This window comes from Lactobacillus fornicalis (assembly GCF_055362665.1).
The window spans coordinates 25003-42848 of the sequence record NZ_JBLTIM010000020.1 but is presented as its reverse complement, the minus strand read 5'-3'; the positions used below and the strand labels follow the sequence as shown (position 1 = coordinate 42848).

The 17846-nt window shown below is 35.1% G+C and carries 18 protein-coding genes and 1 riboswitch; of the genes, 1 reads left to right on the top strand and 17 read right to left on the bottom strand.

The window, feature by feature from the left end:
* Window positions 1–127: 127 nt before the first annotated feature.
* The 16 genes from ACNDLV_RS05395 to ACNDLV_RS05320 all read right to left on the bottom strand — a co-directional run bounded on the left by ACNDLV_RS05395 (window position 128) and on the right by ACNDLV_RS05320 (window position 17148).
* A complete protein-coding gene (locus tag ACNDLV_RS05395; protein WP_022091132.1) occupies window positions 128–1378 on the bottom strand; it encodes a tetratricopeptide repeat protein in 1251 nt (416 codons plus the stop codon).
* 113 nt (window positions 1379–1491) lie between these two features.
* Complete coding sequence (locus tag ACNDLV_RS05390) at window positions 1492–1767, bottom strand: non-specific DNA-binding protein Hbs (protein ID WP_006587243.1); 276 nt, start codon at window positions 1765–1767, stop codon at window positions 1492–1494.
* A 219-nt stretch (window positions 1768–1986) separates the two neighbouring features.
* Window positions 1987–3297, bottom strand: a complete 1311-nt coding sequence (gene der, locus ACNDLV_RS05385; protein ID WP_006587242.1) for a ribosome biogenesis GTPase Der — start codon at window positions 3295–3297, stop codon at window positions 1987–1989.
* Window positions 3298–3375: 78 nt separating this feature from the next.
* A complete protein-coding gene (gene rpsA / locus ACNDLV_RS05380) occupies window positions 3376–4584 on the bottom strand; it encodes a 30S ribosomal protein S1 (RefSeq protein WP_006587241.1) in 1209 nt (402 codons plus the stop codon).
* A gap of 94 nt (window positions 4585–4678) precedes the next feature.
* The gene (gene cmk / locus ACNDLV_RS05375) at window positions 4679–5344 is read right to left on the bottom strand and encodes a (d)CMP kinase (RefSeq protein WP_006587240.1); all 666 of its coding nucleotides are present in this window, start codon (window positions 5342–5344) and stop codon (window positions 4679–4681) included.
* Between the two features lie 37 nt (window positions 5345–5381).
* Window positions 5382–5939 (bottom strand): LysM peptidoglycan-binding domain-containing protein, encoded by a 558-nt coding sequence (locus ACNDLV_RS05370; RefSeq protein WP_022091131.1) that lies wholly within the window; start codon window positions 5937–5939, stop codon window positions 5382–5384.
* 93 nt (window positions 5940–6032) lie between these two features.
* Window positions 6033–6560 (bottom strand): ECF transporter S component, encoded by a 528-nt coding sequence (locus tag ACNDLV_RS05365; protein WP_006587238.1) that lies wholly within the window; start codon window positions 6558–6560, stop codon window positions 6033–6035.
* A gap of 123 nt (window positions 6561–6683) precedes the next feature.
* A riboswitch (FMN riboswitch) is annotated at window positions 6684–6795 on the bottom strand.
* Window positions 6796–6820: 25 nt separating this feature from the next.
* Entirely contained in the window at window positions 6821–7534 is a 714-nt protein-coding gene (locus tag ACNDLV_RS05360; protein ID WP_006587237.1) for a pseudouridine synthase, read from the bottom strand.
* Complete coding sequence (gene scpB, locus ACNDLV_RS05355) at window positions 7534–8133, bottom strand: SMC-Scp complex subunit ScpB (RefSeq protein WP_006586632.1); 600 nt, start codon at window positions 8131–8133, stop codon at window positions 7534–7536. Before scpB ends, ACNDLV_RS05360 begins: the two co-directional genes overlap by 1 nt.
* A gap of 3 nt (window positions 8134–8136) precedes the next feature.
* Window positions 8137–8865 carry a segregation and condensation protein A gene (locus ACNDLV_RS05350; protein ID WP_006587236.1) on the bottom strand — a complete coding sequence of 243 codons (729 nt, stop codon included), beginning with the start codon at window positions 8863–8865 and terminating at the stop codon, window positions 8137–8139.
* 2 nt (window positions 8866–8867) lie between these two features.
* On the bottom strand, window positions 8868–9206 hold the full coding sequence (locus ACNDLV_RS05345) for a hypothetical protein (RefSeq protein WP_006587235.1): 339 nt from the start codon (window positions 9204–9206) through the stop codon (window positions 8868–8870).
* Between the two features lie 2 nt (window positions 9207–9208).
* Entirely contained in the window at window positions 9209–10111 is a 903-nt protein-coding gene (gene xerD / locus ACNDLV_RS05340; protein WP_006587234.1) for a site-specific tyrosine recombinase XerD, read from the bottom strand.
* On the bottom strand, window positions 10098–10976 hold the full coding sequence (locus ACNDLV_RS05335) for a CvfB family protein (protein ID WP_006587233.1): 879 nt from the start codon (window positions 10974–10976) through the stop codon (window positions 10098–10100). Before ACNDLV_RS05335 ends, xerD begins: the two co-directional genes overlap by 14 nt.
* Before the next feature lie 124 nt (window positions 10977–11100).
* Complete coding sequence (pyk, locus tag ACNDLV_RS05330) at window positions 11101–12870, bottom strand: pyruvate kinase (RefSeq protein WP_006587232.1); 1770 nt, start codon at window positions 12868–12870, stop codon at window positions 11101–11103.
* A gap of 31 nt (window positions 12871–12901) precedes the next feature.
* A complete protein-coding gene (pfkA, locus tag ACNDLV_RS05325; RefSeq protein ID WP_006587231.1) occupies window positions 12902–13861 on the bottom strand; it encodes a 6-phosphofructokinase in 960 nt (319 codons plus the stop codon).
* Between the two features lie 167 nt (window positions 13862–14028).
* A complete protein-coding gene (locus ACNDLV_RS05320; RefSeq protein ID WP_006587229.1) occupies window positions 14029–17148 on the bottom strand; it encodes a DNA polymerase III subunit alpha in 3120 nt (1039 codons plus the stop codon).
* Window positions 17149–17259: 111 nt separating this feature from the next.
* Between ACNDLV_RS05320 and ACNDLV_RS05315 the strand changes: the two genes are divergently transcribed.
* Complete coding sequence (locus ACNDLV_RS05315) at window positions 17260–17463, top strand: DUF2929 family protein (protein ID WP_034530225.1); 204 nt, start codon at window positions 17260–17262, stop codon at window positions 17461–17463.
* A 51-nt stretch (window positions 17464–17514) separates the two neighbouring features.
* Here the strand turns inward: ACNDLV_RS05315 and ACNDLV_RS05310 are convergent, their stop codons facing one another.
* On the bottom strand, window positions 17515–17838 hold the full coding sequence (locus ACNDLV_RS05310) for a hypothetical protein (protein WP_006587228.1): 324 nt from the start codon (window positions 17836–17838) through the stop codon (window positions 17515–17517).
* Window positions 17839–17846 lie beyond the last annotated feature (8 nt).

Genomic DNA, 17846 nt, shown 5'->3' with positions numbered 1-17846 from the left:
AAACTATTTTACGGTCTCATTCTACCACTTTGCAGCTATATAGAACGGCTTTTTAAATAAAAAATATTAATATTTTTACTATAAAAAAGACCATATAGAATATATCTATATAGTCTTTTTTGTCTTATTAAGCTAATTCATCGTATAGTGCAAGCATTTCTTCGTCATCAGGCATTAGCTTTAAATACTTTTTAAGTAAGTCTTTCAACGCCGCTTGTTCTCCTTCAAGATTAAAGAGCCGAATCATATCTCTCAAAAAATCAGCATTATTTTGTAAATTAGGATATGCGAGTAAGAATTCATTTCTTGATTCTTGATATTTTTCTAAGCGATACAATGAAACTGCAATATTCCACCTTGCTTGTGGTTCTAGATTTTCATCATCAATTTCTTGGAATAACTGTAAGTTTTCCTCATCTTTTTTCAAATAGAGATATAAATTCGATAATTGTACACGTAAGTCCATATTATCAGGGGCAAATGATAGACCTTTCTTTATCATATCAACAGCTAGGTCATATTTTGCGCAGTTAGCAGCTACACGGCCAATTAAAGCGTAAAGTGTCTCATCATATTCATTGTATGTTAAACCCGTCTGAGCCGTTTCTAGGGCTTTTTCGTTATTACCATCCGCCTCATAAGCCTGTGCAAGTAATGGATAAGCATTTACATAATCACTTGCCTGCTCTAATACACCAGTTAAATATTCAATTGCCTTTTTATAATTTTTGGTACTTAGTAAAACTAAGCCTGCTTCGTATCTGGTATCAATGTCAATAAAATCTTGCCCATATTTTTGAATTATTTCACTAGCTTCTTCATATCGCCCTAATTTTGCCAAACTAGCAAAAATCCGCTCACGCAAATTAATCTCACCAAAATGTTTTTGTCTAGTAGCTAAATCTTGATAATAATGTAATGCCAGTTCATTTTTTCCAGTTGAATAGGCTAATTCAGCCAAGCCAAAAATAATTGCATCTTCTTTTGGAGCTAATTCATGGGCCTCTTGTAATTTTGCTTGCGCAGTTTCAAAAAGACCTAATGATTGGTAATAATCGGCTTGTATTAACAAGCTTTCAAGATAGCTATCACTATTTTCGTCAATGCTATAAAGCAAGCTTAAAGCATCGTCATCTTGCCCATCATTTAACAAAATTTCTGCCAAGTAAACTTTAAACAGATCTTCATCTGGATTATTAGCAATCAGAACCCGATAAACATCTTTAGCCATATTGCTAAAACCCATCTGCGTTAAGTTTTCTGCTAAAGCTGCTAAAATCTCACTACTATCAGAATCAAGTGCCTTCTTTAAGAGGATATTATTTTGAGAAAAATCATGTTTTTCAATTGCATCAAGCAGTTGCTCAGAATATGACATCAATTGATCCTTCTTTCTAGGTAAATTCACTCTTTCTATCTTAACAGCTTCAAGTCATTTAAGAAATAAAAAAAGCCTAGGAAAACCTAGACCTTTTAAAAGTTAAGTAAAAATTACTTAACAGCATCCTTAAGAGCCTTACCAGGCTTGAATGCTGGCACCTTGCTTGCTGGAATTTCGATTTCAACACCAGTTTGTGGGTTACGACCCTTACGAGCGGCACGGTTACGTACTTCAAAAGTACCAAAGCCAATCAATTGAACCTTTTCACCCTTAGCAAGATCTTGTTGGATTGATGCAAAAATTGCATCAACTGCTGCAGCAACATCTTTCTTGGTAAGCTTAGTCTTAGCTGCAACTTCTGCTACTAATTCTGCTTTGTTTGCCATTGTATTCACCTCCTGAGTTTGAACCTATGAGTTCAGACTTATTCTTCAAAAAAAGAATAAGGAATAATGATCATGACCAATCATTGTTTCCTGATTCTAAAAATAGCACAATAAGCCCGTCATAACAAGGTTTTTTCAAAAAATAAATGATAAATCTTTCTTTGCTAGATACAAATATATATTTTCTTAGTTTATTATTAAAAACTTCTTTTAATCCCTTTATTTTCGCTTACGTGGCAAGATTTTTATCGGGGTACCAGTAAAATCAAAATTGTCACGAAGTTGATTGATCAAGAACCGTTTATATGAAAAGTGCATCAATTCAGGATCATTTACAAAGACAACAAAAGTTGGTGGTTGAACAGCTACTTGAGTCATGTAGTAAACCCTTAAACGTTTTCCCTTAATTAAAGGTGAAGGCACAAGCTTAGATGCTTCAATTAACATGTCATTCAAGACACTAGATTGAATTCTTTGACTTTGGTTTTCAGCAACTTCTTTAATTAAATCTGGTAGTTGATCCAAATTTTTGCCAGTTTTTGCAGATACAAAAATAATAGGAGCATAGTCAAGATATTGAAATTCTTCACGAATGACTCTAGTGAAGTCTTTAGCGGAATTAGAATCTTTTTTAGGTAAATCCCACTTATTAACAACAATAATCATTCCACGGCCTGCATCATGAGCAAATCCAGCCACATGCTTATCTTGTTCACGAATTCCAGTGCTGGCATCTAAAACTAGGCAAACTACATCAGAGCGTTGAATTGCAGCCTGAGCACGTAAAACAGAATACTTTTCTGTTTTTTCGTAAACCTTTCCTCGACGTCTAATACCTGCAGTATCAATCATTCTAAACTTCGTGCCATCTTCAGCTACAAATGGTGTATCAACTGCATCCCTAGTTGTACCTTCTTCATTAGCAACAATAACTCGTTTTTGACCCAACATAGCATTGATAATTGATGATTTACCAACATTTGGACGCCCAATCACACTAAAGGCAATTTCATCTTCATCCTTAGTATCAGCTTCAGGTGGGAAATTCTCAACAACAGCGTCAAGCAAGTCCCCAATTCCTGTACCATGAGTTGATGAAATTGGAATTGGATCTCCTAGTCCTAAACTATAAAAATCATAAATATCTGCACGTTGTTCTGGATTATCTGCCTTATTAACAGCCAAGATAACTGGTTTACTTGAGCGATAGAGAATTCTAGCAATTCTCTCATCCAAATCAGTCAAATGCAAGGCAACGCTTGTAATCATTACAATTACATCCGCTTCTTCCATAGCAATATCTGCTTGAGCGCGAATTTCATCTTCAATTCGTCCGCCTTCCCAAGTAATACCACCAGTATCGATGATATTAAATTCATGGCCTAGCCAAGAGGCTTTGGCATAATTACGGTCACGCGTTACTCCTGGTCGGTCTTCAACAATAGCTAAACGTTCATTAATAATTCGATTAAATAAAGTTGATTTTCCAACATTAGGTTGACCAACAATTGCAACAGTTGGTAGAGCCATTATTATCATCCTTTCTTTATTTGATTAAATTTAAATTCCAACAAAAAAAGCCGACTAAAGTCGGCTTTTTAATCATCATTATTGACGGTCTTTCAATTGGTCACCAATGATGTCGCCAAGTGCAAAGCCGTTGTCGTTGTTATCGCTCATGTACTTCTTAGCTACAGAATCGTTACGTGATGCGCTACGACGAGCGTTGTTTCCTTCGCCTTCAGCTGCGGGTTGTGCTTGCTTAATTGAAAGAGAAATTCTCTTTTCATCTGGGTTAATGCTCAAAACCTTAACCTTAACAGTTTCGCCAACCTTCAAAACATCGCTAGGCTTTTCAACACGCTTGTTTGAAATTTCAGAAACGTGTACTAAACCTTGAATACCATCTGCTACTTCAACAAAGGCACCAAATGAAGTCAATGACTTAACTTCACCTTCAACTACTTCGCCTTCACTTAATTCTGAAGTTGCTTGTTCAAATGGTGATGGTTCAGTTTGCTTAATTGAAAGGGAGATGCGGTGTCTGTCGTCATCGATACCGATAACTTTAACCTTAACATCTTGACCAGTCTTCAATACATCACTAGGCTTGTCAATATGCTTGTATGAGATTTCAGAGATGTGAACTAAACCGTCAACACCACCAACATCTACAAAGGCACCAAAGTTAGTTAAACGAGAAACTTTACCTTCAACAATATCACCAGCAACAAGTTGTGAAGCTACAGTTTCAAATGCTTCTTCACGTTCTTCTTCGATTAATTCCTTGTGTGAAAGGATTAAGCGATTCTTGTTAGGATCAATTTCGGTAATCTTAACCTTAATAGTCTTACCAATGTATGGCTTAAGATCTGAAACAAAGTGGTTAGAAATTAATGATGCTGGCAAGAAACCTCTAGTACCAACGTTAACAATTAAACCACCACGTACTGAACTAGTTACAGTACCTTCAATAGCGTTACCTGCTTCATAGTCCTTTTGAAGCTTATCAAATGCTTCTCTTTCCTTCAAGCGAGTTACTGAGAAGAAGAATTCGCCGTTTTCCTTATCGCCACCGGCTCTTCTCAATACCAAAGCCTTGAAAGTATCACCAGGCTTAACTAAGTCGTGGAGATCTGCATTACGATCTTGTGTGAATTCACGACGAGTGATGACACCTTCAACACCTGCATTTTGAACACCAACTGCAATTTGTCCGTCTTCAACACTTAAAACTTCAACGTCTACAATGTTGCCAACTTCAACACCTTGCATTTCCTTTAAAGCATCTAAAAATTGATTACTGTTATCTGACATAAATACCTCCCAATATCATGTTTAATTTTAAATGAAAGCATGATATTTTTCCACCTTTTCGAGCTTTTTTTTCAAAATTTCTCTTGATTTTTTGTTATTTTGCCATTTTTGCCTTAATTTTTGCCAAAATGTCACTAACTACTTCATCAATTGACATATTTGTTGTATCAACTTCAACCGCATCATCTGCCTTTTTTAATGGAGAAATTGCACGATGCGAATCTTTATAATCACGCTCGGCAATATCATGCTCAATTTTTGCTAAATCTTCATGAATTCCCTTTTCAGCATAATCAAGCAATCTTCTCTTAGCTCGTGAATGAACACTTGCAACTAAAAAGATTTTTAATTCAGCATCAGGCAAAACCGTTGTACCTATATCACGGCCATCCATAATAACATTAGTTGAACCTGCCATTTCTCGTTGTAATTCAACCATTTTTTCGCGTACACCTTTTAATGCACTTACTTGCGAAACATTAGCAGTGATTTCTGGCGTTCTAATGGCAAGAGAAACATCTTCCCCAGCAACGTAAACTCTCTGTTCACCATTTTCTGACTTAAACTCAATTTTATTTTGACTAATTGCTGCCAAAATATGGGCTTCATCGCCATAATCAATATTTTCTTTTCTTGCAATAAAAGTACATGCCCGATACATCGCACCGGTATCAATATAAATAAAGTCTAATTTTTTAGCAATAATCTTGGCAACTGTACTTTTTCCAGCAGAAGCTGGACCATCAATAGCTACTTGCATTTCAATAAAAAAGAGACCACGGTCTCTTTATCCTTTCTTACTTTAATTTTAACGTTTCTCCAGCCTTAATATTGGCTGTATCAGTAATATTATTCAATTTTGCTAAAGCATCAACTGTCATTCCATTCTTTTCAGCGATAGAAGATAAGCTATCGCCTTCTTTAATGACATAACTATTTGCTGCTGAACTGGATGAACTTGATGTAGTAGCACTAGCTACGCTAGATTGATAATTTGACGACGCTGTCGTAGATTTAGAACTTGAAGTTACGACATTAGCTCCAGAACTAACTCTTGAACTAGAGCTTTCAGAGGATTTCACTATTTTTATTTTTTTACTTTTTGAGCTAGAAGAACTTGAAGCAGATATTACACTCTTAGTTGGAGTTGCTACATCCGCACTCTGAGACTTAGATTTGGTCATTAAATAAAATGGCACCGCAATCAAAACAAGAATTACTAATCCTATAACCCATTTAATCCAATGGTATTCTACGGATATGGATGACTTCTGCACTTTGTGAACTTTTGCTCGTCCTTGCTTAGGCCGCTTAAAATGTTTGTAAGGGCCGTTATTTGATGAATTATTATTCACGATAAACACTCTCCCAACATAATCATTGTTATTTTAGCATATTTAAGGGTAAAGAAAAAAGCCCTTCTTAGGGCTTATCTAATATTAGTCAAATTAAAATCTCTTTGAAGCAAAATTTTCTAATTGTGGCAAAACAAATTTAATCACCATAATTGCTAAAATTCCGTTAATTACTCCCTTTACCACATTAAATGGAACAACTCCATAAAGAATATAAGTTGGTGGGAAAGTAAAATTAGCAAACTTGGCATACATAGGCATTAAAAGCCAAATATTTGCTAAGCTCATTGCAAGAGTTAAGCAAATTGTACCAACTACTACTGCTGCTATTTGCATAATGAATTTATCTTCATTTTTCTTGCTAACCATATATAAAGGCACAATATAGCAAATACTTGCCAAAAATGCTGCTATTTGGCCAACTAAAGACAGAATATTAAATCCTGATAAAGCTAAACTCAAGAAACACTTAATAAAAGCCATCCCAATTCCAGAAATTGGTCCGAATAAAAAGCTACCAATTAAAATAATGACATCTGAAAAATCCATTTTTAAAAATGGAAAAATCGGAATAATTGGGAATTCAATCTTCATTACTACAAAAGCAATTACACCAATCATTACTGCTGCTCAAGTCTTAGCTAGACTTGATCTTGACTTAGTCATAATATTTCCTCCAAACAAAAGGGTCTGCGCTCCAAGAGGCAGACCTTTGAGAAAGTATTATGTAATTTTCCTTTATCAGCCTGTCTTCTTCCATCTAGACTATACTATCGGTACCTTAGGGTTCAGCCACATAAGTGGGTTGCTGACTCAAACAGCCGGTCGGGATTTTCACCCTGCCTTGAAGACGCTTTCCTATTAAATTCAGCTTTAGTATACTACATGCTTTTCAGCTTAGCAACTTCTTCGCGAGTTAATTCACGATATTTACCTGCAGTAAGTGACTTTAAGGTTAAAAAAGCATATCGTTCACGTGATAACTTATCAACTAAATGACCTACTGCCTTAAACATTCTTTTAACTTGATGGTAATGTCCTTCATGAATTGTTAATTGAACAATTGAAGTTCCCTTTTCTCGATTAGTGCTAATGATTTTTACCTTTGCAGGTGCTGACTTTTTACCATCAATCCTTACACCATGTTTTAAACTATGTATTTCTTCTGGGGTTAAAAAGCCCTTAATTTTTGCAACATACACTTTATCTACCATATGACGAGGGTGCATTAGTTTATTAGCCAATTCACCATCATTAGTAATAAGTAATAAACCAGAGGTATCATAGTCAAGTCTCCCTACTGGATATAAACGATAAGGACTCTCTTCAAAAAAGTCCAGAACAGTTTTTCTTCCTTTATCATCTTTTACAGAAGAAATAACTCCTCTTGGCTTATATAAAAGGTAAGTATGTTTACTTTCTTTTTGAATTGGTAAGCCATCAACTTCAATATTGGCACTAGGTTCAACCTTAGTTCCCAATTCAGTTACAATTCGCCCATTAACTGCCACTCTGCCTTCAGTTATCATTTTTTCAGCTTTCCGACGAGAAGCTACACCTGCTTGAGCAATCAATTTTTGCAAACGTTCTGCCATTATCTTTCTCCTAGTCTATTTTGAGGATTATTACTATCTTTTGCCTTAAAGAGATCCACTTGTCCCTTTTCATCAATACTTTCATTTTCAAAATCTTCAATCACTGGTAAATCAGCTAAAGACTCATATCCAAAATATTGCAAGAAATAATCTGTCGTTACATATAAGTTAGGATGACCGGGGACATCTTTTTTCCCACTTGTTTTAACTAACCCCCGCCAAATTAACGTTTGAATTGCACCAGCAGAATTAACTCCTCGAATTTCATCGATTTCAACTCTCGTAATTGGTTGACGATATGCAACAATTGCTAAAATTTCTAAAGCTGATTGACTCAAGGTCTTTGAAAGATCTTTTTGATAATATTTTTCAACAACATCAGCCACATCATAACTTGTTGTCATTTTATATGTATCTTTAATTAAACTAACTTGCAAACCTGAATTTTCATCCTCAGATAGTTTTTGAGTTAATTTTTTCGCTAACTCACGCAAAGCCGGAGCTTCAATTTCTAATAATTGACACAAGTTAGCTTGTTCAACACCTGTATCACCAGCTAAGTATAATAAACTTTCTAATTCAGCGAGCTTAGTTGCCATTTACTAATCAATTCTTTCTAGTGTCAAATCGCCATATTCACGACCTTGACTTACTTTTATTTTTTTATTTTTACTCATTTCTAAAATAGCCAAAAAGAGTGAAATTACATCATCTAAAGTTTTAATTTTTTGAATACATGAAAAAAAGCTAACCTTTGCTACTTGTGAGAACTTATTTTCAAGCATTTTAGTCATATCACTTACAGAAGAATATTTAATCTTTACTGTAGCTGATTCTGGTGTCCGCAATTTATACCGCCGAATCAATAACGAGAAGGTATTAGCTAATTCACTCTCACTAAGTTGTCCTAATGGTAATGGAGATATGCTTTTAGCTTGTCCTACACTAGGCTCTTTGGCTACAGTAACAGGAACACTATCATTACGCTGTTTTAAATATTTAGATATTTTCTTAAAAACAGAGTATTGAACTAATTGTTCAACTAATTCTTGTCTTGGATCGATATCTGGTTCTTGCTCTAATTCAACAAAATCATTTTTAGGCAATAAATATTGTGACTTAATTCTCAATAAAGTTGATGCCATAACAAAATACTCACCAGCTAGTTGCAAGTTGAGTTCTTTCATTTTTTCAAGATACGTAAGATATTGTCTTGTTATTTCAGCAATTGGAATATCATAAATATCAATCTCTTGGGAACGGATTAAGTGTAATAATAAATCTAATGGCCCTTCAAAATTAGGTAATTCAACTTTTAAATTTTCTGTCATCGTTAATCCTTAAATAAGTAACTATAATCTGGAAGTGCTGTTAATCGCTTCTTGGGAAATTCTTCACGTAAATCTTTCATTAATGCTTGTTCATATTCGTGATTTCTAAATCCCGGTGCTAGTGACAAATATCTAATTAAAACAAAATGTTCTAATAATTGAATCCCCACAATCCCGATTAAATCAGACTCTTTATCCCTAAATAAATATAAGAAGAATTCACTAGAATTATCATACAAACTCATTTCTTCTTGTAAATTTTTTAAATTTCGTAAATCAGGCAAATAGGATAACAACCCCATTGCGATTTTTTCATAGTCTTTTCTATATTTTACTAACATAATTATGCTCTAGGATGTGTTTTCTGATAAACATCAAAAATATGCTTTTGTGATAAATTAGTATAAATCTGAGTTGTACTAATATCACTGTGACCCAATATTTCTTGCACAACTCGCAAATCTGCCCCATTTTCAAGTAAATGAGTCGCAAAAGTATGCCTCAAAGTATGTGGCGTAATATCTTTGTCAATCTTAGCCAATTTACTATATTTCTTAATTGACTGCCAAACTGCTTGTCTTGTTAACTGTCCGGCTCTATTATTTAAAAATAAAAAGTCACACGCAACACCCTTTTTGAGCAATGCTGGATCTCTTACATTTTTTAAATACTTATCAAGCCAACTTAAAGCAAAGTCAGTCACAGGAACCAACCGCTCTTTTGAGCCTTTTCCCAAAACTCTAATTATCTTTAAATCAGTATGCAAGTCCGCTTCTTTTAAGTTAATTAATTCACTGACCCGCATGCCAGTAGCATACAATAATTCCAAAATTGCCCGATCACGCAATCCAGTTGTAGTTTTGATATCAGGTTGAGCTAGCAGCTGTTCTACTTCCTTTTGTGAAAGAGCAAGTGGCAGTCTTTTTTCTTGCTTAGGAGTATCAATTTGAATTAAAGGATCAACCACCAAAATATGTTGTCGCAACAAATAACGATAAAAACGTCGTAAAGTAGTTATGCCACGACTAATTGTACTAGTCTTTTTTCCTTCATCACGCTGTTTAGCTAGATAAGAATCAATTATCAATGGATCTTCTGGCCAATCAGTAATTTTTTCTTTATCTAAATATTCAATAAATTGGTTTAAATCCAATTGATATGAATCAACTGTATTCTTACTCAAGCCTCGCTCCAAACTGCAAAATCTCAAGAAATCAGCAACTTGATCAAGATTATTCTTCTTCATTTTTATCTACCAAAGTAATTTTACCAGCATCTTTATCTTCAACAATCAAGCCTTGCTTTAGCAATCTACCAATTGCTCTCTTAAAGGCTGATTTAGAAATACCAAAATGATTTTTTATATCTTGCGCATCACTTTTATCGTAAAATGGCAAAGATTTGCTTGCTTCACGTCTAAGTGACATCAAAATCATCTGACTATCTTCATCAATTTCTTCAAATGCTCTTGGCAATACACTCAAATTTAAACGGCCATATTTACTGATTCCTACAACTCTAGCCTTAATTTGTTCCCCTAATCTAAGTGGGGTCATCATTTCACTTTCATGAATGAAACCTAAATAAAAATCACTTGTTAAAACAAAAGCTCCTACTGGACGCGTTGCATAAACAGTAACTAACAAGTTTTTATTTTTCATATTTTGAGGAAATTTACTTGAAAGTTGTTCAAAAACATTTTCATCAGCCATTTTTGCCCAAATACGATCTTTATGGTCGGTTTCTAAAGTAACTAACAGGCGATCTCCAATTCTTGGCCATTTCGCCTTATCAAGAGGTAAATCATCCAAAGAAATAACTACATCTTTATCTGGCAAACCAATATCAACAAAGACTCCTAAATCACGTCTAACTTCAGTAACTTTACTCCATCCATATTGATCTGGCATTGCAAAAGGATAAAACTGAGTCATTTGTTTTTTATGATTTTTATTATCATAAATAAAGCCTTGAACAATATCACCTAATTGGGGCATTTGCTCTTGAGTAACTTCTAGCTTATTGAGCTCATATGTCACCCCATTTACCTGAACATAATATGCCTCGTCATTTTTATCAATAACTTTTCCTTCTTGAATTGTCCCTAGCATGCGAGGCCTCCTTTCTTAAATATATTTATTTACATAATCTAATTCTATAGTATAAAGAATTTAGGCAAAAAATAAAAGCAGTCTGAAAAATCAGACTACTTTTATTTTTATAGTTAACTAGCTATTATAAGTTAGCTGCTTCACCTTGGTATACAGCACCACGACGAGCATCAATAGTAATAGTAGTGTTGTCAGCAATCTTGTCAGTTGCGTCAGTAGCACCAACGATAACTGGGATACCTAATGAAAGACCAACAACAGCAGCATGTGAAGTTAAACCAGAAGCTTCAACTACTAAACCACTTGCCTTCTTGATTGCAGGTAAGTAATCCTTGTCAGTAGTCTTAGCAACTAAAATGTCACCATCTTCTACCTTGTTGTTTGCTTCATCAGCACTGTTTGCTACAACAGCCTTACCGATAACTGAACCAGTACCTACACCAAGACCCTTAACAAGCTTTGAACCGATAAGTTCAAGCTTCATCAAGTTAGTAGTACCAGATTCACCAACTGGAACACCAGCAACGATAATTACTAAATCGCCATCCTTAACGAAGCCATTTTCCTTAGCAATCTTAGCTGCTTTTTCAAACATATCATCAGTTGAAGTTGGCTTTTCAGTAAGAAGTGGTTGAACACCCCAAACAATACCAAGTGAGTGTTGAATCTTTTCATCGAAAGTCAATGCAACGATGTCTGCATTTGGACGGTACTTAGAAATCATTCTTGCAGTGTAACCTGATTGAGTTGCAGTAATGATAGTCTTTACACCTAATTCTTCAGCAGTTCTAACAACTGATTCACCGATAGCTTCAGTTACGTTTGAACCTTGGTATTCTTCAAATCTTTGAAGTGCCAAAGTGTTACGTTGTGCAATTTGCTTTTCAGTACGTACATCAATGTCGTGCATTGCTTGTACTGATTGTACAGGGTATAAACCGTTTGCTGATTCACCTGAAAGCATAGTTGCATCAGTACCATCCAAAACAGCGTTAGCAACGTCAGTTACTTCGGCACGAGTTGGACGTGGGTTTTCTTGCATTGAGTCAAGCATTTGAGTAGCAGTAATAACTGGCTTACCTAATGCATTTGCCTTCTTGATCAAAGTCTTTTGTACAAATGGTACGTTCATGAATGGGATTTCGACACCCATGTCACCACGAGCTACCATTAAACCATCAGAAACTTGAAGGATTGAATCAATGTTGTCGATACCTTCTTGTGATTCAATCTTAGGGAAGATCTTAACGTGGTCTTGGCCAGCGTTTTCACATAATTGACGAATATCTAAAACGTCTTGAGCCTTACGTACAAATGAAGCAGAAATGAAGTTAATGCCGTGTTGTAAACCGAAGTTAATGTCATCAGTATCCTTTTCAGTAATACCTGGGAGGCGGATTTCAACACCTGGTGCGTTAACACCCTTCTTAGAACCAATTAAACCAGTGTTTTGAGCCTTGGTTACTAATTCCTTGTTTGCTTTATCTTTTTCAGTGATTAATAAGTCAACCTTACCATCATCGATTAATACGTGACCACCTACGTGAGTGTCATCGTAAAGACCTGGGTAAGTTACGTAAATCTTGTCCTTGTTACCCTTCTTGGTAGCATCCATAGAAATACGCATAGTTTCACCAGTGTGAATAGTGAACTTGCCTTCTTCTTGTTCGGTAGTTCTGATTTCAGCACCCTTGGTGTCAAGCATAATACCAACTAACTTGCCGGTCTTCTTTTCAGCTTCTCTAACCAACTTCATACGTGAAAGGTGTTCTTCGTGATCACCGTGTGAGAAGTTGAAACGGAAGACATTTGCACCTGCTTCAATTAACTTAATAATAGTTTCTAAATCGTTTGATGCAGGACCTAAAGTACTAACAATCTTAGTTTTCTTCATTTAAAAAACTCTCCTATTACAAAAACAAAATTTACCGTGACAAATCATCATTCATTGCAAGCAATGAGTAATCACCAACATGGCGTGAATCAAATAAATCAACGATGTCATGAGTACACAAGTGATTGTCTTCGATACCTACAGCTAAGCCACCTTTTCCTTCCATAAGAAGCTTAACAGCATATGAACCCATCTTACTTGCTAAAACACGATCACTAACAGTAGGTTCACCACCACGTTGCATGTGACCTAAAACTTCAGTACGAGCATCGAAGTCACCATACTTGAGAAGTTCCTTCAAAAAGTCTTCTGAAGACATTACGCCTTCTGCAACAATGACAATACCGTGATCCTTACCATTAGCAAAGCTCTTTTTAAGCTTGTTAGCAATAGCTTCAATGTCATATGGCTTTTCTGGAATAACAATAGCATCAGCACCGCTTGCCACACCAACACGCATGGCAATATCACCACAATCACGACCCATAACATTAATTACGAATACACGTTGGTGACTGATTGCAGTATCTCTGATTTTATCAATTGCATCAGCTGCTGTAGTGCAGGCAGTATCAAAACCAATAGTTAAATCAGTAAATGGAATATCATTATCAATAGTACCTGGAAGACCAATAGAGTTAAATCCTCTCTTAGTCAAAGCCAAAGCACCATGGTAAGAACCATCTCCACCAATAACTACTAATGCTTCAATACCATGCTTCTTCAATTGTTCAATACCACGTAATTGACCTTCTTCTTGCGCAAACTCTGGATAACGAGCTGTGTAAAGGAAGGTACCACCACGAGTTAAGATATTGGCAACTGAATCAGATGTCATTGGGAAAATGTCTCCAGCAACTAACCCTGCAAATCCGTAACGAATACCAAAAACTTCGATGCCATTAGCCATCGCAGTTCTAGCAACCGCACGAACAGCAGCGTTCATACCAGGGGCATCCCCACCACTTGTTAAAATACCAATCCGTTTCATGAATTCACCCCATCATGATTATTATGTGTAATTTCTCACATCAATTAAATACTACCATTTTTTTCTCTCAAAGTCTTTAAAAAAATGGGCTAAATTACTATTCTGTTGCGTTTTTTATTTTGTTAGCGTTACCATTGCTGTTAGATTGTGATTCTTTGAATTTGTTTTTATTCAGTAAAATTGACAAGTTTCAAATTGGTCAACATATATTGAACTTTTCCAGCATCATAGCGATCACTTTGAGTTCTAATTCCCAAAAGATATATTTGTCCCTCTTTCAAGATATTCGAAATATTATTGTAAATTCCTGGGAAAATTGTAATTTCTTGTTCACTACTTGCATCCCTAAAAGTTGAAAAAGCCATTGTATCGCCTTTTTTAGTTCTAATTAGTTTTAATTTAATTAATTTTCCAACTGCAATTCCCGTTTCATTAACTGTAAAAGAGTTTAAAGCTTGAGCATTGAATCTTTCGGCGTATTTTTGAACAACTAAAATTGGAGTTTTGGTTGTTGAAAAACCTAACACTTCCTCTTCCATTGTGGCTTTTTCATTTGAATTAGGGGCTGGTGCTTGTTCTAATCGAATTCCGCCTAATCCTTCAGATAAGGTCTCATTTTGACCAGTAAACTTAATATTTTCTACTATTTCTTTGCAGTTAGCCAATAACATTTTTCGATTTTCGTCAATTTTGTCAAAACAACCTGCCTTAATCATGGCTGCAATCGCTTGCTCAGAAAGGAATTTAACATCTATTTTTCTTAAAAAATCGGCTAAAGAGGTAAAGTTTTTTGGCAAACCGGCAATATTTCTTAAAAAATCAACTCTCAGACCCTTAATCGCTTTAAGGCCAACCTGAATTTGACCATTTACCAAATAATAGTCAGTCTGACTATTATTAATATCTGGGGCCAAGATTTTTACACCAGCTTCTTGGGCCTGAGTGATATATTCACCAGCTTTTACTCGATTAGCACTAACAGAATTTAATAATGCAGTAAAAAACGCAGCTGGATAATGAACTTTTAAATAAGCAAGCCAAAAAGCAATTTTGGAATAAGCTACCGCATGTGAACGATTAAAACCATAGTTAGCAAACTGTTCAATATATGCATAAACTTTGCTAGCAGTAGCTTGTGGATGGCCATTTTTAACTGCTCCAGCAATAAATTTCTCGCGTTCTTGATCAATTAAATCTTGCTTTTTCTTAGACATGGCTCTACGCAATAAATCCGCCTCACCCAAGCTAAAACCAGCCATAATTTGTGCAGTCTGCATAACTTGTTCTTGATAAACCAAAATTCCATAAGTTGGTTGTAAAAGTTTCGCTAAAGATGAATCGGGATAAGTGATTGGCTCTTTGCCTTGTTTTCGATTAATAAAATGATCAATATTTTGAATTGGTCCTGGCCGATATAAGGCGTTAACCGCTACAACATCTTCAAAACTATCAGGATGCAATCGCCTTAGAACATTTTTAATTCCTTGTGATTCAAATTGAAACACAGCATCAGTCTTCCCCCTTTGAAACAATTGTAAGGTTTTAACATCATCAAGAGGGATTCTTTTAGGGTCTAATTTTATGCCATCTTTTGCCAGCAATTCTACTGTATCACCTAAAATAGTTAAATTTCTTAATCCTAAAAAATCAATTTTTAATAAGCCTAATTCCTCAACATGGGCTTTAGTTTGTTGGGTCACAGGAATTCCCAATGTTCCTGCTTGCAATCCTGCTATTTGCGCAATAGATTTGTCACTAATTACTAGTCCTGCTGCGTGAATCGAGGCATGGCGTGGTATCCCTTCTAATCGCATAGCCGTTTTAAATAATAACTTATTAAGTTCTGATGCATTAACAAGCAATTGCAATGCTTTTGATTCTTGATAAGCCTGAGCTAAGGTGATTTTTGATTTGGAAAACGGGATTGCATGGGTAAATTTACTAGCTTGAATTGTTGTTAAACCAAATACCCGGGCGCAATCACGCAAAGCCTGCTTTGCAGCCAAAGTCCCAAAAGTCAATATCTGGGCCGCATGATCCATTCCATATTTTTCAAACATGTATTTAATGATTTCATCACGACGATTATCTGGGATATCAAGGTCGATATCTGGCATTTGAGCTCGAGCCGGATTTAAAAATCTTTCAAAAAGCAAATTATATTTTATAGGATCAACTTCTGTAATTGCCAAACTATATGCCACTAAAGAACCTGCTGCTGAGCCACGACCTGGTCCAGTAGTAATATCAACAGAATGAGCATAATTTATTACATCCCACACAATTAAGAAGTAGTCATCAAAACCCATCTGATCAATAATTTTTAGTTCATAATCTAGCCGTTTTTGATAAATTTCTGGGATTGTCTGTCCATTAAACCTCCTAGCAAGCCCCTTTTGAACTAACTGACGTAAATATTTTTTAGAATCTGGGGCAAAGCTTTGCTTATATTTAGGTAATTCTGGTTGAGTAAAAGTTACTGACGCCTTACATTCATCAGCTATTTTAGCTGCATTATGCAAAGCTGATAAAATGCCGCATTCATTATACGCAGATACTAATTCACCACTGGTGCGTAAATAATGAGAACCTTTTTGCAAGGCCAAACTAGAAGTATCAACTAATTTTTGTCCTTGTTCAATCGCTCTTAATGTTTTTACCAAAAAATGATCACTAGCTTGCAAATATTGAACATCTTCAGTTGCAGCTAGAGGTAAATTAAACTGTTTAGCCATGCTTTTCGCATAATCAATATATGGCTGATTTTTACCGGCATAGACTCCTAAATATAAATCACTAGAGCTGGGAATTATTTTTTGTAATTCACGAATAAAATCACTTCCCAGCTTTTCATTATTTTCAGCTAGATAGCGCAATTCACTAGTTATATTAGCTGGCACAATAAAAACTTGATCACTTAAATATTTGGCTAACTGCTTTAGAGTTAAAACTTTACGTTCATCGCCATTATCAGTTTTTAGATTGATTGCACTAGATAAACGTAATATATTTTTATAACCTTGGTTATTTTTAGCAATTGAAATTAAGTCATAACGATGCGCTTGGTCAACAATCCCATTAAGTCTGATTGTCATTCCAAGTAAAGGTTTTAAGTTAGCTTTTTGCGCAGCTAAATAAAAATCAACTAAGCCATATGTAACATTTATATCAGTTAATGCTAAACTACTATACCCTTTATCTACGGCATCTTTCACCAAATCATCAATTAAAATTGGACTTTTGAGCAGAGAAAAAGAACTCAGAGTTTGTAAACCTGAAACTTGCATCACGTGACCCCTTTCATTTATTCTAAGTATACCAAAAACTGGTATTATGTTTCATTTCCTTGTTTACAATTTCAAAATTTGATAAAATGCAAAGCGAAAGAAGGAGAGATTATGCGCTACATTATTTCAGCAATTTGGAGTACTATTTTTATGTCAATCATTGGTTTTATTGCTGCAGCATTAACTGAAACGCAATTTAACCCAATACAAGCAATTCGTGTAGGAATTGTATTTGGTTTGTTATTTGCTGTTATTATTCCTTTCATCGCAGCTAAATCATACAAGGGTAAAACCAAGTACAGTAAGATGTTATAATTATTGAATATAAAAAATAGGAGACGTAGAATGTTACGTCTCCTTTTATTTTTATTGAAACTCTTTAACTTTTTCAATCTTTACTTGATATTCTGGTTTATAACGAATTGCCCAATCTTTCGTTATAATTTTATCAATAAGTTCTTCTCGATAAGTTGCTTCATATTTTTGACCTTTGAAAGTAAAGGCTAGTGTGTACCAGATAGTATTGGTAAAAGCCCTTTGATTCCTAACAAATGGCTTGGCAACTTTTATTTCATGAGTATTAATATTTTGTTTTTTCAAAGCTAATTCAATTTCTGCATAGGCAACCTTCGTATCATGCTCTTCTTGAAAAGACAAATAACTTAAATAAATACCACCTAAAATTAACAAATTAAATA